The sequence below is a fragment of the Microcoleus sp. B4-C2 genome, from assembly GCF_036705265.1.
Classification (GTDB): Bacteria; Cyanobacteriota; Cyanobacteriia; order Cyanobacteriales; family Microcoleaceae; genus Microcoleus.
This window is the reverse complement of record NZ_JAUBUB010000059.1, coordinates 24,135-40,640: the sequence shown is the minus strand read 5'-3', so window position 1 is coordinate 40,640 and position 16,506 is coordinate 24,135. Positions and strand designations below refer to the sequence as shown.

Annotated in this window: 27 protein-coding genes; 3 read left to right on the top strand and 24 right to left on the bottom strand. The window is 48.4% G+C overall.

The genetic code is table 11. From position 1 onward, the window contains the following. Positions 1–271: 271 nt before the first annotated feature. Entirely contained in the window at positions 272–1,078 is an 807-nt protein-coding gene (locus QUB20_RS17800) for a pentapeptide repeat-containing protein (protein WP_333245896.1), read from the top strand. A gap of 67 nt (positions 1,079–1,145) precedes the next feature. Here QUB20_RS17800 and QUB20_RS17795 read toward each other — a convergent pair whose 3' ends face one another. Both QUB20_RS17795 and QUB20_RS17790 read right to left on the bottom strand, forming a co-directional pair. Next, positions 1,146–1,478 (bottom strand): type II toxin-antitoxin system RelE/ParE family toxin, encoded by a 333-nt coding sequence (locus QUB20_RS17795; RefSeq protein ID WP_333245897.1) that lies wholly within the window; start codon positions 1,476–1,478, stop codon positions 1,146–1,148. Beyond that, a complete protein-coding gene (locus tag QUB20_RS17790) occupies positions 1,475–1,726 on the bottom strand; it encodes a hypothetical protein (protein WP_333057804.1) in 252 nt (83 codons plus the stop codon). Before QUB20_RS17790 ends, QUB20_RS17795 begins: the two co-directional genes overlap by 4 nt. A gap of 142 nt (positions 1,727–1,868) precedes the next feature. On the opposite strand from QUB20_RS17790, the gene QUB20_RS17785 reads away from it, so the two are divergent. After that, positions 1,869–2,063, top strand: coding sequence for a hypothetical protein (locus QUB20_RS17785; RefSeq protein WP_333291525.1), 195 nt, complete (start codon positions 1,869–1,871; stop codon positions 2,061–2,063). Position 2,064: 1 nt separating this feature from the next. On the opposite strand, the gene QUB20_RS17780 is transcribed toward QUB20_RS17785, so the two are convergent. The 3 genes from QUB20_RS17780 to QUB20_RS17770 all read right to left on the bottom strand — a co-directional run bounded on the left by QUB20_RS17780 (position 2,065) and on the right by QUB20_RS17770 (position 3,225). After that, positions 2,065–2,355, bottom strand: a complete 291-nt coding sequence (locus QUB20_RS17780; RefSeq protein WP_333082080.1) for a helix-turn-helix domain-containing protein — start codon at positions 2,353–2,355, stop codon at positions 2,065–2,067. A 116-nt stretch (positions 2,356–2,471) separates the two neighbouring features. After that, a complete protein-coding gene (locus QUB20_RS17775) occupies positions 2,472–2,828 on the bottom strand; it encodes a helix-turn-helix domain-containing protein (protein ID WP_333245899.1) in 357 nt (118 codons plus the stop codon). A 31-nt stretch (positions 2,829–2,859) separates the two neighbouring features. Continuing rightward, positions 2,860–3,225, bottom strand: a complete 366-nt coding sequence (locus QUB20_RS17770) for a helix-turn-helix transcriptional regulator (protein WP_333057801.1) — start codon at positions 3,223–3,225, stop codon at positions 2,860–2,862. Positions 3,226–3,361: 136 nt separating this feature from the next. On the opposite strand from QUB20_RS17770, the gene QUB20_RS17765 reads away from it, so the two are divergent. Then, positions 3,362–3,778 (top strand): hypothetical protein, encoded by a 417-nt coding sequence (locus tag QUB20_RS17765; protein ID WP_333245901.1) that lies wholly within the window; start codon positions 3,362–3,364, stop codon positions 3,776–3,778. 15 nt (positions 3,779–3,793) lie between these two features. Here the strand turns inward: QUB20_RS17765 and prfA are convergent, their stop codons facing one another. The 19 genes from prfA to rplE form a co-directional block, all read right to left on the bottom strand. Then, positions 3,794–4,888 (bottom strand): peptide chain release factor 1, encoded by a 1,095-nt coding sequence (gene prfA / locus QUB20_RS17760; protein WP_333245903.1) that lies wholly within the window; start codon positions 4,886–4,888, stop codon positions 3,794–3,796. 346 nt (positions 4,889–5,234) lie between these two features. Then, complete coding sequence (gene rpmE / locus QUB20_RS17755; protein WP_333057796.1) at positions 5,235–5,543, bottom strand: 50S ribosomal protein L31; 309 nt, start codon at positions 5,541–5,543, stop codon at positions 5,235–5,237. 196 nt (positions 5,544–5,739) lie between these two features. Further along, a complete protein-coding gene (gene rpsI, locus QUB20_RS17750; protein ID WP_106147490.1) occupies positions 5,740–6,150 on the bottom strand; it encodes a 30S ribosomal protein S9 in 411 nt (136 codons plus the stop codon). Then, positions 6,150–6,605, bottom strand: coding sequence for a 50S ribosomal protein L13 (rplM, locus tag QUB20_RS17745; RefSeq protein ID WP_333149649.1), 456 nt, complete (start codon positions 6,603–6,605; stop codon positions 6,150–6,152). The genes rpsI and rplM overlap by 1 nt, the downstream gene beginning before the upstream one ends. 139 nt (positions 6,606–6,744) lie before the next feature. After that, a complete protein-coding gene (truA, locus tag QUB20_RS17740) occupies positions 6,745–7,587 on the bottom strand; it encodes a tRNA pseudouridine(38-40) synthase TruA (RefSeq protein ID WP_333057795.1) in 843 nt (280 codons plus the stop codon). 29 nt (positions 7,588–7,616) lie between these two features. After that, the gene (gene rplQ / locus QUB20_RS17735) at positions 7,617–7,967 is read right to left on the bottom strand and encodes a 50S ribosomal protein L17 (RefSeq protein WP_006634978.1); all 351 of its coding nucleotides are present in this window, start codon (positions 7,965–7,967) and stop codon (positions 7,617–7,619) included. Positions 7,968–8,092: 125 nt separating this feature from the next. After that, entirely contained in the window at positions 8,093–9,037 is a 945-nt protein-coding gene (locus QUB20_RS17730; RefSeq protein ID WP_333057810.1) for a DNA-directed RNA polymerase subunit alpha, read from the bottom strand. Between the two features lie 174 nt (positions 9,038–9,211). Then, positions 9,212–9,610, bottom strand: a complete 399-nt coding sequence (rpsK, locus tag QUB20_RS17725; RefSeq protein ID WP_332978136.1) for a 30S ribosomal protein S11 — start codon at positions 9,608–9,610, stop codon at positions 9,212–9,214. An 84-nt stretch (positions 9,611–9,694) separates the two neighbouring features. Then, the gene (gene rpsM / locus QUB20_RS17720; RefSeq protein ID WP_006634981.1) at positions 9,695–10,078 is read right to left on the bottom strand and encodes a 30S ribosomal protein S13; all 384 of its coding nucleotides are present in this window, start codon (positions 10,076–10,078) and stop codon (positions 9,695–9,697) included. An 83-nt stretch (positions 10,079–10,161) separates the two neighbouring features. Beyond that, positions 10,162–10,275 (bottom strand): 50S ribosomal protein L36, encoded by a 114-nt coding sequence (gene rpmJ, locus QUB20_RS17715; RefSeq protein WP_015178722.1) that lies wholly within the window; start codon positions 10,273–10,275, stop codon positions 10,162–10,164. A gap of 368 nt (positions 10,276–10,643) precedes the next feature. Then, a complete protein-coding gene (gene infA / locus QUB20_RS17710) occupies positions 10,644–10,868 on the bottom strand; it encodes a translation initiation factor IF-1 (protein WP_006276978.1) in 225 nt (74 codons plus the stop codon). 293 nt (positions 10,869–11,161) lie between these two features. Beyond that, complete coding sequence (locus QUB20_RS17705; protein ID WP_333209323.1) at positions 11,162–11,746, bottom strand: adenylate kinase; 585 nt, start codon at positions 11,744–11,746, stop codon at positions 11,162–11,164. Positions 11,747–11,751: 5 nt separating this feature from the next. Then, the gene (secY, locus tag QUB20_RS17700; protein WP_333057793.1) at positions 11,752–13,056 is read right to left on the bottom strand and encodes a preprotein translocase subunit SecY; all 1,305 of its coding nucleotides are present in this window, start codon (positions 13,054–13,056) and stop codon (positions 11,752–11,754) included. Positions 13,057–13,158: 102 nt separating this feature from the next. After that, complete coding sequence (rplO, locus tag QUB20_RS17695; protein WP_006634984.1) at positions 13,159–13,605, bottom strand: 50S ribosomal protein L15; 447 nt, start codon at positions 13,603–13,605, stop codon at positions 13,159–13,161. Positions 13,606–13,751: 146 nt separating this feature from the next. Then, positions 13,752–14,303 (bottom strand): 30S ribosomal protein S5, encoded by a 552-nt coding sequence (gene rpsE, locus QUB20_RS17690; protein ID WP_333239169.1) that lies wholly within the window; start codon positions 14,301–14,303, stop codon positions 13,752–13,754. Between the two features lie 162 nt (positions 14,304–14,465). After that, positions 14,466–14,828: a 50S ribosomal protein L18 gene (gene rplR / locus QUB20_RS17685; RefSeq protein WP_333202670.1), complete on the bottom strand. Its 363-nt coding sequence runs from the start codon at positions 14,826–14,828 to the stop codon at positions 14,466–14,468. 2 nt (positions 14,829–14,830) lie between these two features. Further along, on the bottom strand, positions 14,831–15,379 hold the full coding sequence (gene rplF / locus QUB20_RS17680) for a 50S ribosomal protein L6 (RefSeq protein ID WP_333057791.1): 549 nt from the start codon (positions 15,377–15,379) through the stop codon (positions 14,831–14,833). A gap of 123 nt (positions 15,380–15,502) precedes the next feature. After that, a complete protein-coding gene (gene rpsH / locus QUB20_RS17675) occupies positions 15,503–15,907 on the bottom strand; it encodes a 30S ribosomal protein S8 (protein ID WP_190657976.1) in 405 nt (134 codons plus the stop codon). Between the two features lie 22 nt (positions 15,908–15,929). Beyond that, entirely contained in the window at positions 15,930–16,475 is a 546-nt protein-coding gene (gene rplE / locus QUB20_RS17670; protein WP_006634989.1) for a 50S ribosomal protein L5, read from the bottom strand. Positions 16,476–16,506: the final 31 nt, after the last annotated feature.

Genomic DNA, 16,506 nt, shown 5'->3' with positions numbered 1-16,506 from the left:
GGCGAGCGCGAGCGGACTCGAGCCGCTCGCGCTCGACTATTATAATTTACTTGGGGACAATTAATCCACCCTGCCTAAATCCCCCTTAAGAAGGGGAGTAGGGGTTGACTTTGAGAAGAGTCTTGTCCCCCCATTGTAGGGGCGGTGCGACCCCTACTCCCCGTGCCCGCCCGCCCTCTTTAGGGGGGATCGGATTCTATACAGCATCATAAAAAAATGGTATTATTGTCAAAACTTCACCAGATATATACACTTTAAGGAAACTTAAGCCATGACCGTTGATGAAGCAATCGCGATCGCAGAAACTCTCCTCGATGGCGAAGGCTTAAACGACGTACAAGAGCTCATCTTCAGACAATGCTGGGAAGGCAGACATTCCTATGAAGAAATTTCTCAACTCTCTCAATATAATGATGAATACATAAAAGCGCTGGCGGCTAAACTCTGGAAACAACTCTCAGAGGCTTTTGATGAAAAAGTAAAAAAAAATAATTTACGCTCTGTTTTTAAACGATACTTGCGGCGACATCAAGTGACATTACATCGAACTCAAGTTATCGGAGTTAACCTCAGCGGTGCTAATTTAACCGGAGCCAGAATATTATTCGCAAACTTAAGTGAATCTGATTCATCAGCAGATTTACACGGTGCAATTATATCTGATAATAAGACGGCATCAGATGAAATTATCAAGGCTGAAGACGTGCATAACCAGGGAATTTTGTCTAGCACAAAAGAACGGATTTATCACTGGAACGATCTGCGCTTTCGCTGCGAAGAAGAAGTAAAAATAGCCGAAGCCCTCGATCGCACAAACACCCTATTCTTCCCCAACTCCAAAGCCCGCCTCACAACACCCGCAGGCCGACAAAACCAAGAACCAGATTTCCTCATATTCCACCAAGGCAAATGGGGTATTCTGGAAATATCGCATCCCGACACACAAAAAGATGAAACGCGCGCTCGACTGTTTGCATCTCACGGTATCAGCATCATCCACTACTGCGACGCTCACAGATGCACAGAAGAACCCGATCGCATTGTCCAAGAGTTTTTAGACATATTGAGTCAGGGATAGGGCGATCGCATTTAGTTAAAACGTAATTCCTGTATCGATCGGCGATCGAACACGTCTTATAGGAGCCTTAAACTTCTTCATCAAGATTAGACAAAATATCTTCCAAATCCCTAGCACCATGCAAAACGCGGAGAACCTCCACCTGATCGTCTTGAAGCCGGTAAAAAATTAGATAATCTTGAAAATCCTTAATTCGCCACTGACGAATCTCCCCCATCCCAGAAGAGACCAATCGCACGACTTTTCCCATTCCCGGTAGCGTCGCTAATTGGGCAAAAGTGGCTTCGGCTAACTCCAGAAATCGCTCCGCGGCACGAGCATTTCCATTGAGCAGAATATAGTTTGCCTGTTGTCTGAGATCCTGCGTGGCACGATTTTTGACAATTAATCGATCGCTCATACTGGTTGTGAATCGCCACCCAAAACCGATGCCCGCAAATTCTGCCAGTACGCAGCCGTAACGGGTTCTCCATCCGAGTCTAAACCCTCTTGCAGTAAACCTTCTAGTTTGGCTTGTGCCCGTTTCCGCTGGCGATCTTGCTGCACCAAATCTAGAAAATACTCTACCGCACTGGCATAAGCCCCTGCCTGAATTTGAGCCTCAATATAGGTTTGCAGCTCTTCTGGTATCGCAAGAATAACGTTCATCGTCAACACAGATTTAGGATATCTATCATTGTATCGATCGGCGATCGGGCAGCACCATAAAAATTAAAATTTGCAGATTGGACAGATGAAACGCGCGATCGTATAGGGACCCAGAAACCGGGTTCTTTAGGATAATACTTCGTTGTATCCCGCAGATTCGGTAAAAAACCCGGTTTCTTTGCTTGGAGTGCATAAGTGCATAAGCGCGATCGCACTCCGTAACAAAGTAGATTTTGCCTTGACAAATTACTCGATTTGTGATATGCACGAGTGGTGGAAATTTTTAAGGGCGATCGGGATCTACTTCTGCAAAACGGGCGATCGCGATCGATCCTAACTCATTCCCCAGCAGCCTCAGCCGACGCTGCGAATCTCTCCGCTACAGCTTTGCCAATTAGCGCCACCTGACTCAGAGGCAAGAACCTAATTTTATTGACAATATCTTGAATATCTAACGGATCTGAAACTGGCTTCCCATCCAAAAATCTCAGCAGTTCTTCCAGCGAATAACCAGCTCTCGCAGCGAGCTTAGCCAAGTTTTCAGTATCAGGAACCGTATCGCCCCTTTCCCAAAGCTGAACAGCGGTAGCGGAAACGCCCAAAAGCTTACCAAACGCTCGCTGACTCATTGTTCCACGAGCAGTTTTGATAATTTCACTAAGTTTTTGTCTATTTTGGATGTTCACCACTTACAAGCTACTCGACCTTACCTACAAGTAAACTGGTCTATGTACATCAACAGTCCTTACCCAGAAGACTCAGCAGCAGAAGCGAGTCTATCCATCACAGCTCTACCAATGACTGCCAACTCACTAATCGGCATACACTGAATTTTTTTCAGTAGGTCGTTAGTATCCAGAGGTTCCTGGACTGGCTTGCCTTCGAGGTGAGCCATTAGCTCTTCCATCGTAAAGCCTGCTCTGGTAGCAATCTGAGTCAAATTTTTCGTATCTGGAAGTACCTGGCCTTTTTCCCAATACAAAACAGAAGCAGCAGAAACTCCCAACATTCTGCCAAAAGCGCTCAAGCTCATCGAAGCCCGCGCTAATTTAACAACCTCACTCAGTTTTTTCTTAGCTTCTGCGTCCACGGTATCAGCCACCAGATAACCACAATTCCCAATTTACAGAACATCAACCATACTTCCCAGAAGCTACAGCAGCAGCAGCCAGTCGTTCCATACCAGCTCTAACAATCACTGCTAAGTCACTCAGTGGCATACATTGGATTTTTTTAAGGAGCTCGTTGGTATTGACAGGTTCCGGCATTGGTTTGCCTTCGAGATGAGCCATTAACTCTTCCATCGTAAAGCCCGCTCTTGCCGCAATCTGAGTCAAATTTTTCGTATCCGGGAGTACCTGGCCCTTTTCCCAATACTGAACAGCAGACCCAGAGACTCCCAATAGCCTACCAAAAGCGCTAAAACTCAGGTCGCCACGGGCTAGCTTCACAACTTCGCTCAGTTTCTTCCTAGCTTCTGTGTCCACAGTATTAGTCACCAGATCAACACAACTCCTAGTTTACTTATCTACCAAAAAATCTGTCTTTCTTGCTTGACAGCAAAAAGTTTACCAGTTAGAGTGTAAATACTTTTGAAATCATAATTGTATTTGTAGCCAATCAGGGGCAGTAAAAATGACTCGCAAGACACGCAACACCCGTCAAAGCCTCACAGCCTCCGGTTGGCTAAAACCCCAGTGCTGGCAAATCTCCAAAATGGAAGCAGCCGAAGCCCTGAGAATGCCCGTCACCCGGATAGTCAAAGTCTACCCCAAACAACATCAAGTAATAGTCGTTTACCTGAACAAGAAAGGACAAAAATGCAGTTCTTTTTTCAGCTACAGACTATTTGCCAGATGGCAACAAGAGACGATCGCAGCAATTGCCAGTTGTCGAAACCAGCAAATCCTAGCACCCCTAGAAGTCATTGTACAATACGACCTCGAACATTTCAAATATCCAGTGGCGATCGCCGATGCAATTTGGGAAGCCCTACTCAACCATATCTCCCGCGTAACAAGGGAACTGAGGCTGAGCAAACAATGCGCCTAGTCCCCCATCACTCCATCAATTAGTAGAAGCAGCCAACTCAACCAAACGTTCCTGCTGATCCTGAGAAATGCAAGTTTGAATAATCTCCTCAATATCCCCTTCCAAAACACTATTGAGCGAGAAATTTTCCCCCAAACGGTGGTCGGTAGCCCGATTGTCCTTATAGTTGTACGTGCGAATCTTCTCCGATCGCGAACCAGTACCAACCTGAGCCAAACGCCGCGACTTCACCTCATCCTGCTGCTCCCGCAACTTCATCTCATAGAGCTTAGCCCGCAAAATCTGCATCGCCCGCTCCTTATTCTGCAACTGACTGCGCTCCTCAGTACAGAAAATCCGAATTCCCGTCGGCTTGTGAAACAAATCCGCAGCAGTTTCCACCTTGTTCACGTTTTGGCCGCCAGCGCCGCCTGATCGAGCCGTACTCATCTCAATATCCTTCGGATCGATGTGAATCTCCACATCATCAACCTCCGGCATCACAGCCACCGTCGCCGTCGAAGTATGCACCCGGCCGCCAGCCTCAGTCACAGGCACTCGCTGCACCCGGTGTACCCCAGCCTCAAACTTCAGCTTGCTGTAAACGCTGTCGCCCGTAACTTCCAGAATCACCTCTTTAAAGCCGCCCATTTCCGCCAGCGACTCGCTCACCAACTTCACCTGCCAGCCTTGAGTTTGAGCGTAGCGCGAATACAGCCGCAGCAAATCTCCCGCCCAAATACTAGCCTCATCTCCGCCAGTACCGGCCCGAATTTCCAGCATAATATTCTTGTCATCGTTCGGGTCGCGGGGGAGCAGCAAAACCTTCAAACGACTTTCCAAACTCTCCAGCTTCGACTCAAGTTCCTGAACTTCGAGCGCAGCCATTTCTTGCATATCTCGATCGCCCGCGGCTTCCTTGAGAACCTGTCGCGTGCTCACCAAATCTTCCTGAGTGGTTTTCCACAGCGCAAAAGTATCGACCACTTCCTCCAAGGACGATCGAGCTTTCGCTACCCGTTGAAACTCTTGATTGTCCCTAGCCACATCCGGGTCAGCCATGCGGCGAGTCAACTCATTAAAAGTTTGCTCTACCGACTTCAATTTATCCAGCAAATAAGATTCAGCCATTGTCAGTTGTCCTTTGTCAATCGATTTTAGATTTTAGATTTTAGATTTTAGATTTTAGATTTGAAGAACAGTCGGGATAGAATCTCGATAGAACTCAACTGCCTGCATAGCGAAGTCTTCAATCTAAACTCTCCTATCCGAGGGCGGATCGATTTTAGATTTTAGATTTTAGATTTTAGATTTTAGAACTCAAGAGCAGTTAGGATAGAATGTCGATCGAACTCTACGCGATAGAACTCAACTGCCTGCCTAGCGAAGTCTTCAATCTAAAATCTAAAATCCGAGGGCGGTAAGTTGCCAGTAGAAAGAACTACTCTCAACAAACTGCGGACAAATGACAATCCGGCTACTTCTTCTTTTTGCCTTTACCAGCCGCCTTAGCAGCATCTGCTTTCGGATCTTCCATTTTCAGCGGTCCAGAGGAAGCATCTGCCTTCGGCATTTCTACCTCGGTCATGCCGTATTTCCGCATAAAGCGCTCCACACGACCTTCAGTATCAATAATCTTCTGAGTGCCAGTATAGAATGGATGATTTCCCGACCAGACATCAACTTGAAGCTTTGGTCTAGTTGATCCCACAGTCATCACAAGTTCGCCGTTGCAATAAACCTGAGATTCGGGATACCACTCAGGGTGAATGCCTTCTTTTGCCATTGTTTTTTACTCTCTAATTTTTGACTTTACAACCATTTTAGCTGCCGAAGGACTTGTACACCAACAACAGCACGAATTTTGCCTTATATCTGTTGGAACCAGCGATCGATCGTAGGAAATAGACTTGAAAAAAAAAGGAAGATAGAATCTGGATAATTTTGCCTTCTTCCTTCTTCCCTCTTCCTTCTTCCCTGGATTACCGCTTCGAGTATTGAGGAGCTTTGCGAGCTTTCCGCAAACCGTACTTTTTCCGTTCTTTTGCCCGCGGGTCGCGAGTCAAATAGCCCTCAGTCTTCAGAGGCTTGCGGTTGTCCGGGTCTAATTGACAAAGTGCTCTAGCGACACCCAAGCGAATCGAGTCAGCCTGACCTGTCAAGCCACCGCCTTCGACTTTTACCAAAATGTCGTACTCATTTTCCAGACCCAAAGTTTCCAGAGGGGCCTTAGCCAGAGCCAAATAAGTAGGGTTGAATTGCAGGTACAAATCCCCCTCTTTACCATTGACTGTCAGTATGCCAGTGCCGGGAACCAAACGTACCCGCGCCACGGAACACTTGCGGCGGCCGGTACCCCAGTACACAGCGCGACCGGTATCTGTTGCTTGCATTACTCATTTCCTCCCGGAATCGTGTGAACAATTAATTCTTCTGGTTTTTGAGCTGCGTGTGGATGGTTAGGGCCAGCGTACACTTTCAGCTTAGTAAACAGTTGTCTGCCCAGAGAAGTGTGAGGCAGCATTCCTCGTATAGCTTCTTCGACAATTCTTTCGGGCAAACGTGCTTGCAATTTGGCAAAAGTTTCTGTTTTCATCCCACCCGGTCTTCCAGAATGACGGCGGTAGATTTTCTGGGTTCGTTTTTTGCCAGTAACAGCGATTTTGTCCGCATTGATGACAATTACGAAGTCGCCGGTATCCATAGAAGGAGTGTAAGTCGGTTTGTGTTTCCCCCGGAGGTACATGGCAACTTCTGTTGCCAGACGGCCCAGCCGCTGGTCAGCGGCATCGACCACGTACCACTTGTGCTCTAGGGAGTCTTGAGTAGGGACGTAAGTTTTGTTCATTGTTTGTTGTTAGTTGTCTGTTAACTGTTAACTGTTGTTAGTTGTCAGTTGTCAGTTGTCAGTTGTCAGTTTTTAATTGTTAGTTGTCCTTAGTTTTTTATTAGTAGTTACCTAATGACTAATGACTAATGACTAATGACTAATGACTAATGACTAATTTTGGCTGGGTGTCGTACCAGACCTCTGGGGGAAAGGGAAATTCTGAATAGCCAACCCGCAGCAGGCACAAACCTTGAGCGGGAGCGGCATATTTTACCATTTCTCGGCGTTCGTTGACCCAGATATCGGTGAAATTGTCGATCGGCCTTTCCCCGCGACCCACCTGCACCAGCAACCCCACCAGCAGCCGCATCATCCCGTACAGAAACCCGCTCGCCTGAACCTCAATATAGATAAGAGGCCCAGAACGCTGACACTCGGCCGCTTGCACGTCCACCCAGGAATGGGGGCGGGCAGAACCCGCGCGGTGGAAAGCAGCCAGGTGATGCCGCCCGATGAGCGGTGTCAAAGCTGTCTGAATCAAAGATTCATCCACAGGGGCGTGATAGCAGTGCCAAGCAAAAGGACGCACAAACAAATTAGGGGTCGGGTCTGTATAAAGGGTGTAGCGATAGCGCCGCCAACTGGCTGAGAACCGAGCGTGCCAGGTAGGTTCCACCTTTGCCGAAGCTCGAATTAAAATATCTTTTGCCAGTCGAGAGTTGAGAACGCTTGCCCAGCGGTGAGCCGGAATTGGGCCGTGGGCATCAAAATGGGCTACTTGAGCAGCAGCGTGAACTCCCGCATCGGTTCTCCCAGCAGCGTGCAGCGTTACCGGGCGTTCCAGAACAGTCGATATTGCTGTTTCAATTTCTTCTTGTACTGTACGCTGGTTCGGCTGTCGCTGCCAACCGTGAAAGTTAGTGCCGAGGTATTGGATTACTAGAGCAACGCGCTGTATCGATTGGGGATTTTCGATTGGGGATTTTGGATTGTCAGTCATAAATCACAAATCTCCAACCCAAAATTGAATTAAACCAGTTCAACGATCGCCATTTCGGAATTGTCTCCTTGACGGGGGACAGTTCGCACTACGCGGGTGTAGCCGCCGTTGCGCGAGCCGTACCGTTCTTGGGCAGCCTCAAACAGGGCGTGTACTAACTGTTTATCGTAGATATAGCCCATAGCTTGGCGGCGAGAGGCTAAGGAGCCATCTTTGGCCAGGGTAATCATCCTGTCCGCCTCTGAGCGCAGCGCTTTGGCGCGGGCGAGAGTGGTAGTGATTTTACCGTGGCGGATTAATTCGGTGGTCAGCGAGCGCAGTAGGGCGCGGCGCTGGTCAGCCGGTTTGCTGAGTTGGGGAACGCGACAGCGGTGACGCATGGCAGTTGGTAATTGGTAATTGGTAATTGGGTGCCGGGATAGTCCGCGAGTTTTGAGCGGTGATTTCTTTAACTTAAAAACTCACCTACTTAAAATTCAGAACTTTTTTACCCGTTACCCGTTGATTAACTTTTAGCTGATTTTTCCTGTGGCAAGGTAATGCCCAAGCGTTTTTGTAAAGCTTCAATCACTTCTTCAGCAGACTTCTGCCCGAAGTTCTTGATCTCGAGCAAGTCTTCTTGGGTATAATCCAATAAGTCTGCGACTGAGTTGATCTGAGCCCGCTTGAGACAGTTGTAAGCCCGGACGGACAACTGCAATTCTTCGATCGGAATTTGGCTAGTAGGATCGGCTTCACCTGGATACTCTGGTTTGAGAGAATCTTGGGTGATGTCTTTGAGAGGTGAAAATAAATCTACCAGGATGTTGGCAGATTGACTCAAAGCTTCTTGAGGAGTCACGCTGCCATCAGTCCAGATTTCCATAATCAGCCGGTCTTTCTCGACAGTACCGCCTACCCTAGCATCTTCAACGCTGTAGTTGACTCTGCGAATCGGCATAAAGATGGCGTCAATTTGGAGAAAATCCAAAGCCGACCCATCATCGCGACTGCGGTCTACTGCTCGGTATCCGATGCCTTTTTCAATTCTGAATTCCATTTCCAGAACTGAGCCTGGGGAGAGAGTTGCAATGTACTGGGAACGATCGATCAATTCCACCTCAGAGGGCAAATCGAATCTATCGGCCGTTACTGTGACAGGCCCCTCAATCCGCAACCTGCCGATTTGGGGCTGCTGAGAATGAGTTTTGAGGACGACCTCTTTCATGTTCAGGAGAATTTCTAGAACATCCTCACGTACCCCTTCGATCGTGGCAAACTCGTGATTGACGCCCGCGATTCGGACTGAAGTTACTGCTGTTCCTTCCAAATTTGACAGCAAAACTCGCCGAAGCGCATTCCCAACAGTTGTTCCTTGACCGCGATCGAGCGGTTCCAGGACAAATTTTCCGTACTGACTGCGGTCTTTGTCAGTGTTAGACTCTATACATTCAATTTGAAACTGCGCCACGGAGTGACCTCCCTTTTCCACTTTGGATTTTTGATTTTGGATTTTAGATTGCAGAGCATACCCCTGAACGGATTTCGGATTTTGGATGGACGGGGCCACAGTTAGAACCATTAGTTTTTGACTTTAAGCAGTTAGCCATTATCCAAAATCTAAAATCTAAAATCTCAAATCGTTTTAGACTCTACGCCGCTTGGGAGGGCGACAGCCGTTGTGAGGAATTGGGGTAACATCTCTAATCAGGGTGATTTCCAGTCCCGCCCCTTGCAGCGCCCGGATTGCAGTTTCTCTACCTGCTCCAGGCCCGCTCACCATTACTTCTATTTGGCGCATTCCTTGGTCGTTGGCTCTGCGGGCAGCACTTTCTGCTGCTGTTTGAGCGGCAAAGGGAGTTCCCTTTTTAGCTCCTTTAAAACCGCTGGAACCTGCCGATGCCCAGGATATCACTTCGCCGTTGAGGTCGGTAATAGTTACAATCGTGTTGTTAAAGGTAGACTGGATGTAGCCTACCCCATTGGGTACATTCCGTTTCTGCTTTTTTGCACCAGATTTCTTGCCTGTTTGTGGTCGCGCCATATTAGTCTCTTTAACGTTTCTCTCAACTAATGTCCCGAAGCGCTAGGAGCCAGCAGCCCCCAGCGTATTTTTCCCAAAAAGATGTTACTTCTTGGAAGGTGCCTTTTTCTTGCCCGCAACTGTTCGGCGGACGCCACGACGGGTTCTGGCGTTGGTACGGGTTCGTTGTCCCCGCACCGGCAGACCCAAACGGTGACGCCGACCGCGATAAGTTCCGATGTCCATCAGGCGCTTGATGTTCATTGACTCCCAGCGCCGGAGGTCTCCTTCGATTTGGTATGTTGTTTCTACATGAGCCCGCAGAGCTGTCACGTCGGCCTCTGTTAAATCCTTGACGCGAGTGTCAGGATTTACGCCTGTTGCAGCGATAATTTTTTGGGCTCGCGACAAGCCTATTCCGTAAATGTATGTCAGACCTATTTCGACGCGCTTATCGCGTGGAAGGTCTACCCCGGCAATCCGTGCCACACTTTTTCTCTCCCTAGTTTTCCTGTTTGGCTACAATGTTCAATTAGGATGCACCTGCGTGCAGTGCCCAATCTTCTTTTTTTCTAACCTTGGCGTTGTTTGTGTTTCGGGTTAGTGCATATCACCATCACTCGACCGCGACGGCGGATGACGCGACATTTCTCACAAATTTTTTTGACAGATGCTCGAACTTTCATCTTTCTTCCTGCCTGGAGAACCCCGCTCTAGCGGAGAACAGGCACGCTGGGACTGCCCGTAGAGCGGTGGGAGGAGAGGCTGGGCAAGGTGTAGACCTCTCCTCGATTAAATTGTATAAAGTGCGGGTTGTTTCATGAAGGAGCCCGCTTGCACCCACTCCCATTGCTGGGTAAAGTTCGCCTGCGCCAGAGTGGTGGCGAGCGATGTTTTTACGGTGTAACAATGACTTAACCCGATACACCGGTAGGTTGTTGACGCCCTTCTCGGCAACACTACAAACGTAGCATTATAGCATAAATTTGAAGCTTTTTACCAAATTCTCTCTAAATTAAACTTAGAATTAGTTTTTAGAAAGTTTTATCTAAGCCTATTTTTTCCGAAGGCGATATGTAATCCTGCCTTTGGTCAAGTCATAGGGAGTCAATTCGACTTTGACGCGATCGCCAGGCAGAATTTTGATGTAGTTGCGGCGGATCTTGCCGGAAATGTGAGCCAGCACGTTAAACCCATTATCTAGGTCAACGCGAAACATCGCATTGGGCAGGGATTCCGTCACTGTCCCTTCCATTTCAATTAAATCTTGCTTAGACAATTTGGTATTTACCTCAACTCTACATTTGATTAACTAGGAGTGTCCCGGCGTTGGCCTCAAAACCTATTTACTGGAAGGAGTCAAACGGGAACGGGGGGCAATAATTAGGGCGCCTCGATCGACTTTAATACTCAACCAACCGCTTGTTTTAGCTTTACTTGAGTAAAGTTGTGGCAATTAGTATCGAGTTCAATCCGGTCTCTAGCAACCCTCACAAAACCTGATAGCACAAAAAGCTCCTAGTTAACATATCTTAGCAAAAGCTTGTGAGTAACAAGCTGTATTGAGAGGGTTCAAGAGTCGATCGAGAGAGATTGTTGCAGTTCTGCGGTGACTAATTCCATTGCTCGATCGCCATCAACCGCAACTAACTGTTGACGGCCGCTGTAAAAATCAATCAAAGGCTCAGTTTGCTCGCGATAAACTTGCAACCGACGGCGGATCGTCTCCTCATTGTCATCCTGCCGGCCCCGCGACAGCAGGCGAGACACCAAAATGTCGTCAGGAACGTCGAGATTAACAGCTTTGAGACCACATTTTGGGTTCGATGTACTCCCCTCGGCACCGCTAAGCTCGTGCAGCAGTTTGTCTAAAAAAGTTGCCTGGGTAACAGTGCGGGGAAAGCCGTCGAGAATCCAGCCCGCATTAGCGTCCGGTTCATTCAAGCGTTCCTGCACGATATCCATCAGCAATTGGTCGGGAACCAACTCACCCCTGTCCATGTAGGCTTGCGCCTTTAGACCCAAGGCAGTTTTCGCCACCACGCAGGCGCGCAGGATTTCGCCGGTAGAAATGTGGGGTATTTTCCAGAGAGCGCCTAATATCTGAGCCTGAGTTCCCTTTCCCGCCCCTGGAGGCCCCATGAAAATAAATTGCATTACGATTACTTCACCATTCCTTCATATCTCTGGGAGATGACGTAAGTTTGAATTTGCTTAGCAGTTTCGATCGCGACACCTACTAGAATCAGTAGGGAAGTTGCGCCAAAACCTCTAAAAGTTTGCACTCCGATCGCGCTTTCTACAGCAGTTGGTACAATGGCCACCAGACCTAGAAAAATCGCTCCCAAGAAAGTCAAACGGTTCAAAACCTTCTCCACATAATCACTCGTTTTCTGACCCGGACGAATTCCCGGAATGCTAGCGCCCATTTTCTTCAAGTTCTGAGACATATCTACGGGGTTGACAATCAACGAAGCGTAGAAATAGCTGAAGAATAGAATCAAAGTCAGATAAAACAGCGCGTAAGCCCAAGGGGCTGGGCCGTTCGGACTCAAAACATTAGCAACTTGAACCAAAAACGGGTTATTGAGAGACTGAGCGAGGAAAGAAGGCACAATCAACACCGAAGATGCAAAAATAATCGGCATCACTCCGCCTTGATTCAAGCGCAGGGGCAGATAACTCCGGCTCTCCCGATAAACTTTGCGGCCGACTTGGCGCCGGGCAGAGATAATCGGAATGCGGCGAGTACCTTCCTGAACAAAAACAATCCCGACAATCGTCACCAAAAAGACCAGCAGTAGAACGACTACGCGGCCGACAACTTGCGTGTCCCCACTTTGAGCCAATTCAAAAGTTTGTCCCAAAGAGCGTGGCAATACCGACACAATATTGATAAAAATCAACAAGGAAGCTCCGTTCCCGATACCTCGTTCCGTCACCACTTCCGATATCCACATCACAAACATTGAGCCGGCTGTCAGAGCCAAAGCAGTTTCTGCTATGAATAAAGGCGCTGGAGATTGAGCAAAAGGGCTGACCCAAATCGCAATGCCAATACTTTGCAGAATTGCCCAGCCCAATGAAACGTAGCGAGTAATTTGAGAAATCTTGCGCCGCCCCGCTTCCCCTTCATTTTTTTGCAAGTCTTCTAAGCTTGGCAGAGCCGCAGTTAGAAGTTGCACAATAATTGAAGCATTAATGTAGGGCAAAATCCCCAACGCGAAAATCCCCAACGCTGACAAGCCGCCTCCTGAGAACAAATCCAGAAAGCCAATTAAAGGGCTATTTTGGACGTTTTGGGCAAAGGCGACTCGATCGATGCCGGGGACTGGCAAGTGGACACCCAGGCGTACTAAAATCAGTAAGCCAACGGTTACGAGGATGCGGCCTCGCAAACCAGCAGCTTGAGCCATCTGCATGAACGTCTCTTGTGCAGTTGGCGCTTTCTCTCTACTAACGTCCATAGTTACGATTTTGGATTTTAGATTTGGGATTTTCGACTAAATCATTTTCTGATAGCAAGCTTGAGGATTTGAGATTTGGACAGACTCTCAAACCTCAAATCTTCACGCAACTAATTCGCAACTTCCGCCTGCAGCTTCAATTTTGGTGCGAGCACCTGCGGTAAAAGCCGAGGCGCGCACTTGCAAAGGTACATTCAGTTCGCCATCTCCTAAGATTTTCAGCGGCCCGTCGTCTGTGGTGACAATTTTTGCTTGGATCAGAGAGGTGAGAGTAACTTCGGTGTTTGCTGGCAGCGATGCTAATTTACTTACATTAATGGTAGTGTACTCTTTCCGGTTCACTAGAGGGAAGCTTTTCAACTTGGGGAGACGGCGGTAGAGAGGATTTTGACCTCCTTCAAAACCGGGTCTAGTGCCGCTACCGGCTCTAGATTTTTGACCGCGCATCCCTTTGCCGGAGCTCGCGCCTTGACCGGCAGAAATACCTCTGCCCAAGCGTCGGGGGCGCTTTTGGGAGCCTGCTTTGGGTCGGGCGTCTTGCAATCTCATAGTTTTAGTAATTGGTAATTGGTAATTGGTATTTAGAGAGGGGGTACGCAGTAGTTTTGAGTGCGTGAGTTTTAAGTTGCGGATTTTTTTATTTTCACCGCAAGCACTTAACACTCAAAACTTACAGTTTCCCATTCTCGCGTGCCCTAACCGTAGAGATTTTCTACTGGAATTCCGCGCTCTTGAGCAACTTCGGACAAGGTGCGGAGGGTGGAGAGGGCATTGACTGCGGCTCGGGCGTTGTTTAAGGGATTTCCAGAACCTAGCTGTTTGGCTAAGATATTGCGGACTCCTGCTAGTTCGAGAACAGTTCGCACTGCTCCCCCTGCAATTACCCCGGTTCCTGGAGCGGCCGGCCGCATCATCACTTTAGCTCCGCCACCGTCACCGTTGATGGGGTGAGGGATGGAGTTAGATTTGGTGAGGGGGACTTCAATTAGGTGCTTTTTGCCGTCAGCGACGCCTTTTTTAACGGCACCGATTACGTCGCTAGCTTTGCCGACTCCTACTCCTACTTGACCGCGTTCGTTGCCGATAATGACTATGGCGCGGAAGCTGAGTTTTTTACCACCTTTGACTACTTTGGTAACGCGCCGAATCTGAACAACCCGTTCTTGCCATTCGGATTCTTTTTCGCGCCCTTTGTTGTTGCTGCTGCTGCTTTTTTTCTTGTTGCGCTGTTCTTTTTGTTCTGCCATAGTTTTGTCCTGTGGGAATTAGTAATTGGTGAAAGGCGATCGGCAAGTGGTAATTGTTTGAGTAAAAAGTAAAAATAGAAGAAATCTGGATTTTGCCTTTTAACTTTCAACTTTTGACTTTTTACTTTTTAATTACTCATTACCCGCTACCCATTACCCCCTCTAGAAGTCTAACCCCGCTTCGCGAGCTGCTTCTGCGAGGGCTTTGACACGACCGTGATAGAGGTTGCCCCCGCGATCGAATACGACTTTGACTATGCCAGCGCTGGAACAGCGTTTGGCAATCAACTGACCGACTTGCACGCTCGCGGAGCAGTTGCCGCCAGAACTGAGAGTTGACTTCAATTCGGGATCGAGGGTTGACGCGGCGGCCAAAGTGTGCTGGGCGGTGTCGTCGATGACTTGAGCGTAGATGTGCTGATCTGAGCGAAATACCGCTAGTCTGGGACGTTCGGCGGTGCCGAACACCTTGCGCCGAACACGGCGGTGTCTGCGCTGGACTGATTCTTTGCGAGTAAGCTTCATTGTTACTTCTTACCTGTTTTGCCTGTTTTACCAGCTTTGCGCCGGACAACTTCGCCGCTGTAGCGAATGCCTTTGCCCTTGTAGACTTCGGGCGGACGCACCGCGCGGATGCGGGCTGCTGTATTGCCTACGAGTTCTTTGTCAATGCCGGAGACAATGACGTTGGTGTTGCCTTCAACTGCCATTGTGATGCCTTCTGGAGGGGGCATTTCAACGGGTTTGCTGTAACCGACGTTTAAAATCAGGTTCCGTCCTTGAACCTGTGCCCGATAACCTGTGCCGATAATTTCGAGACGCCGCTGAAAACCTTCTGATACACCTTCGACCATGTTGGCGACGAGGGTGCGGCACAAGCCGTGCAGTTGTCTGGCGACGCGAGATTCGTCTCGGCGGGTAACGAGTAAAGTCTCGCCTTCAATTCCCATGAGGATTTCGGCTGGGATAACTCGGGAAAGTTCACCTTTAGGGCCTTTGACGGCTACTTTTTGACCGTCTAGGGTGACGGTGACTTTCGTGGGGATGCTAATCGGACGCTTGCCAATTCGCGACATAGTTTTTTGGTCCTTTGTTTTTAGTTATTAGTCCTTGATTATTAGTGCTTAGTTATTAGTCCTTAGTGATTGATTTTTGAGTCTGTTGCCAACGACCAGTGACTAATGACTAATGACTAATGACTACCAAACATAACAAAGCACTTCACCGCCCAAACCTTGGCGTCGAGCTTCTCTATCCGTCATAATGCCGCTGGAGGTAGAAATAATGGCAATGCCAATTCCGCCTAATACTCTGGGCAATTCTTTACGGTTCGAGTAAACGCGCAGTCCTGGTTTGCTGACTCGCTTAAGTGCCGTGATAATGGGCTTGCGAGTTTTACCTTTGTACTTTAGAGAAAGCACTAAATGTCGCTTGACCCCTTCTGCTTCTGCTTCTTCAAATTCGCCGATGAAGCCTTCACTTTTGAGGACTTGGGCGATGCTGCGGGTCATTTTTGTAGCTGGAATTTGCGTTGTTTGGTGGCGCGCCATGCAAGAATTGCGAATGCGCGTCAACATATCTGCTATGGTATCGTTAGCTGCCATCTTTTGCTTCTTACTCTAGTGCTTAGTTGTCCCGGAACGGCATTCCCATTTCTTTAAGCAAGGCGCGTCCTTCTTCGTCGGTGTTTGCTGTGGTGATAATTGAAATGTCCATGCCTCGAATTTGATCGATGCGGTCATATTCTATTTCTGGAAAAATTAGCTGTTCTCTCAGACCCAAGCTGTAGTTGCCGCGCCCGTCGAAGCTTTTGGGGCTGATGCCGCGGAAGTCGCGGATGCGGGGAAGTGCGAGGTTGATCAGCCGATCGAGAAAATCGTACATCCGATCGCCGCGCAGCGTCACCATAACGCCGACGGGTACTCCTTTGCGGATTTTGAAGCCTGCGATCGCTTTTTTCGCCCGCGTCACCACTGGTTTTTGACCGGTGATGATGCCAATTTCGTTGATCGACGAATCCAGTGCCTTAGCGTTTTGAGATGCTTCTCCCAAACCGCGGTTCACTGTGACTTTGACGAGTTTAGGAACCTGATGGATATTAGTATATTTAAACTGATCCATCAGTGTGGGAACGATTTTTCCTTGATAAAGAACTTTGAGTTTGTCCGGCATAGTTTTTGTGTTTCGTTAACTGTCCCTGGGC

Excerpts from the sequence above, each read along its gene's own strand:
- QUB20_RS17800 (WP_333245896.1), top strand. The coding sequence starts at position 272 with ATGACCGTTGATGAAGCAATCGCGATCGCAGAAACTCTCCTCGATGGC.
- QUB20_RS17795 (WP_333245897.1), bottom strand. The coding sequence starts at position 1,478 with ATGAGCGATCGATTAATTGTCAAAAATCGTGCCACGCAGGATCTCAGA.
- QUB20_RS17790 (WP_333057804.1), bottom strand. The coding sequence starts at position 1,726 with ATGAACGTTATTCTTGCGATACCAGAAGAGCTGCAAACCTATATTGAG.
- QUB20_RS17780 (WP_333082080.1), bottom strand. The coding sequence starts at position 2,355 with ATGAGTCAGCGAGCGTTTGGTAAGCTTTTGGGCGTTTCCGCTACCGCT.
- QUB20_RS17765 (WP_333245901.1), top strand. The coding sequence starts at position 3,362 with ATGACTCGCAAGACACGCAACACCCGTCAAAGCCTCACAGCCTCCGGT.
- prfA (WP_333245903.1), bottom strand. The coding sequence starts at position 4,888 with ATGGCTGAATCTTATTTGCTGGATAAATTGAAGTCGGTAGAGCAAACT.
- rpmE (WP_333057796.1), bottom strand. The coding sequence starts at position 5,543 with ATGGCAAAAGAAGGCATTCACCCTGAGTGGTATCCCGAATCTCAGGTT.
- rpsI (WP_106147490.1), bottom strand. The coding sequence starts at position 6,150 with ATGCAAGCAACAGATACCGGTCGCGCTGTGTACTGGGGTACCGGCCGC.
- rplM (WP_333149649.1), bottom strand. The coding sequence starts at position 6,605 with ATGAACAAAACTTACGTCCCTACTCAAGACTCCCTAGAGCACAAGTGG.
- truA (WP_333057795.1), bottom strand. The coding sequence starts at position 7,587 with ATGACTGACAATCCAAAATCCCCAATCGAAAATCCCCAATCGATACAG.
- rplQ (WP_006634978.1), bottom strand. The coding sequence starts at position 7,967 with ATGCGTCACCGCTGTCGCGTTCCCCAACTCAGCAAACCGGCTGACCAG.
- rpsK (WP_332978136.1), bottom strand. The coding sequence starts at position 9,610 with ATGGCGCGACCACAAACAGGCAAGAAATCTGGTGCAAAAAAGCAGAAA.
- rpmJ (WP_015178722.1), bottom strand. The coding sequence starts at position 10,275 with ATGAAAGTTCGAGCATCTGTCAAAAAAATTTGTGAGAAATGTCGCGTC.
- QUB20_RS17705 (WP_333209323.1), bottom strand. The coding sequence starts at position 11,746 with ATGCAATTTATTTTCATGGGGCCTCCAGGGGCGGGAAAGGGAACTCAG.
- secY (WP_333057793.1), bottom strand. The coding sequence starts at position 13,056 with ATGGACGTTAGTAGAGAGAAAGCGCCAACTGCACAAGAGACGTTCATG.
- rplO (WP_006634984.1), bottom strand. The coding sequence starts at position 13,605 with ATGAGATTGCAAGACGCCCGACCCAAAGCAGGCTCCCAAAAGCGCCCC.
- rpsE (WP_333239169.1), bottom strand. The coding sequence starts at position 14,303 with ATGGCAGAACAAAAAGAACAGCGCAACAAGAAAAAAAGCAGCAGCAGC.
- rplR (WP_333202670.1), bottom strand. The coding sequence starts at position 14,828 with ATGAAGCTTACTCGCAAAGAATCAGTCCAGCGCAGACACCGCCGTGTT.
- rplF (WP_333057791.1), bottom strand. The coding sequence starts at position 15,379 with ATGTCGCGAATTGGCAAGCGTCCGATTAGCATCCCCACGAAAGTCACC.
- rpsH (WP_190657976.1), bottom strand. The coding sequence starts at position 15,907 with ATGGCAGCTAACGATACCATAGCAGATATGTTGACGCGCATTCGCAAT.
- rplE (WP_006634989.1), bottom strand. The coding sequence starts at position 16,475 with ATGCCGGACAAACTCAAAGTTCTTTATCAAGGAAAAATCGTTCCCACA.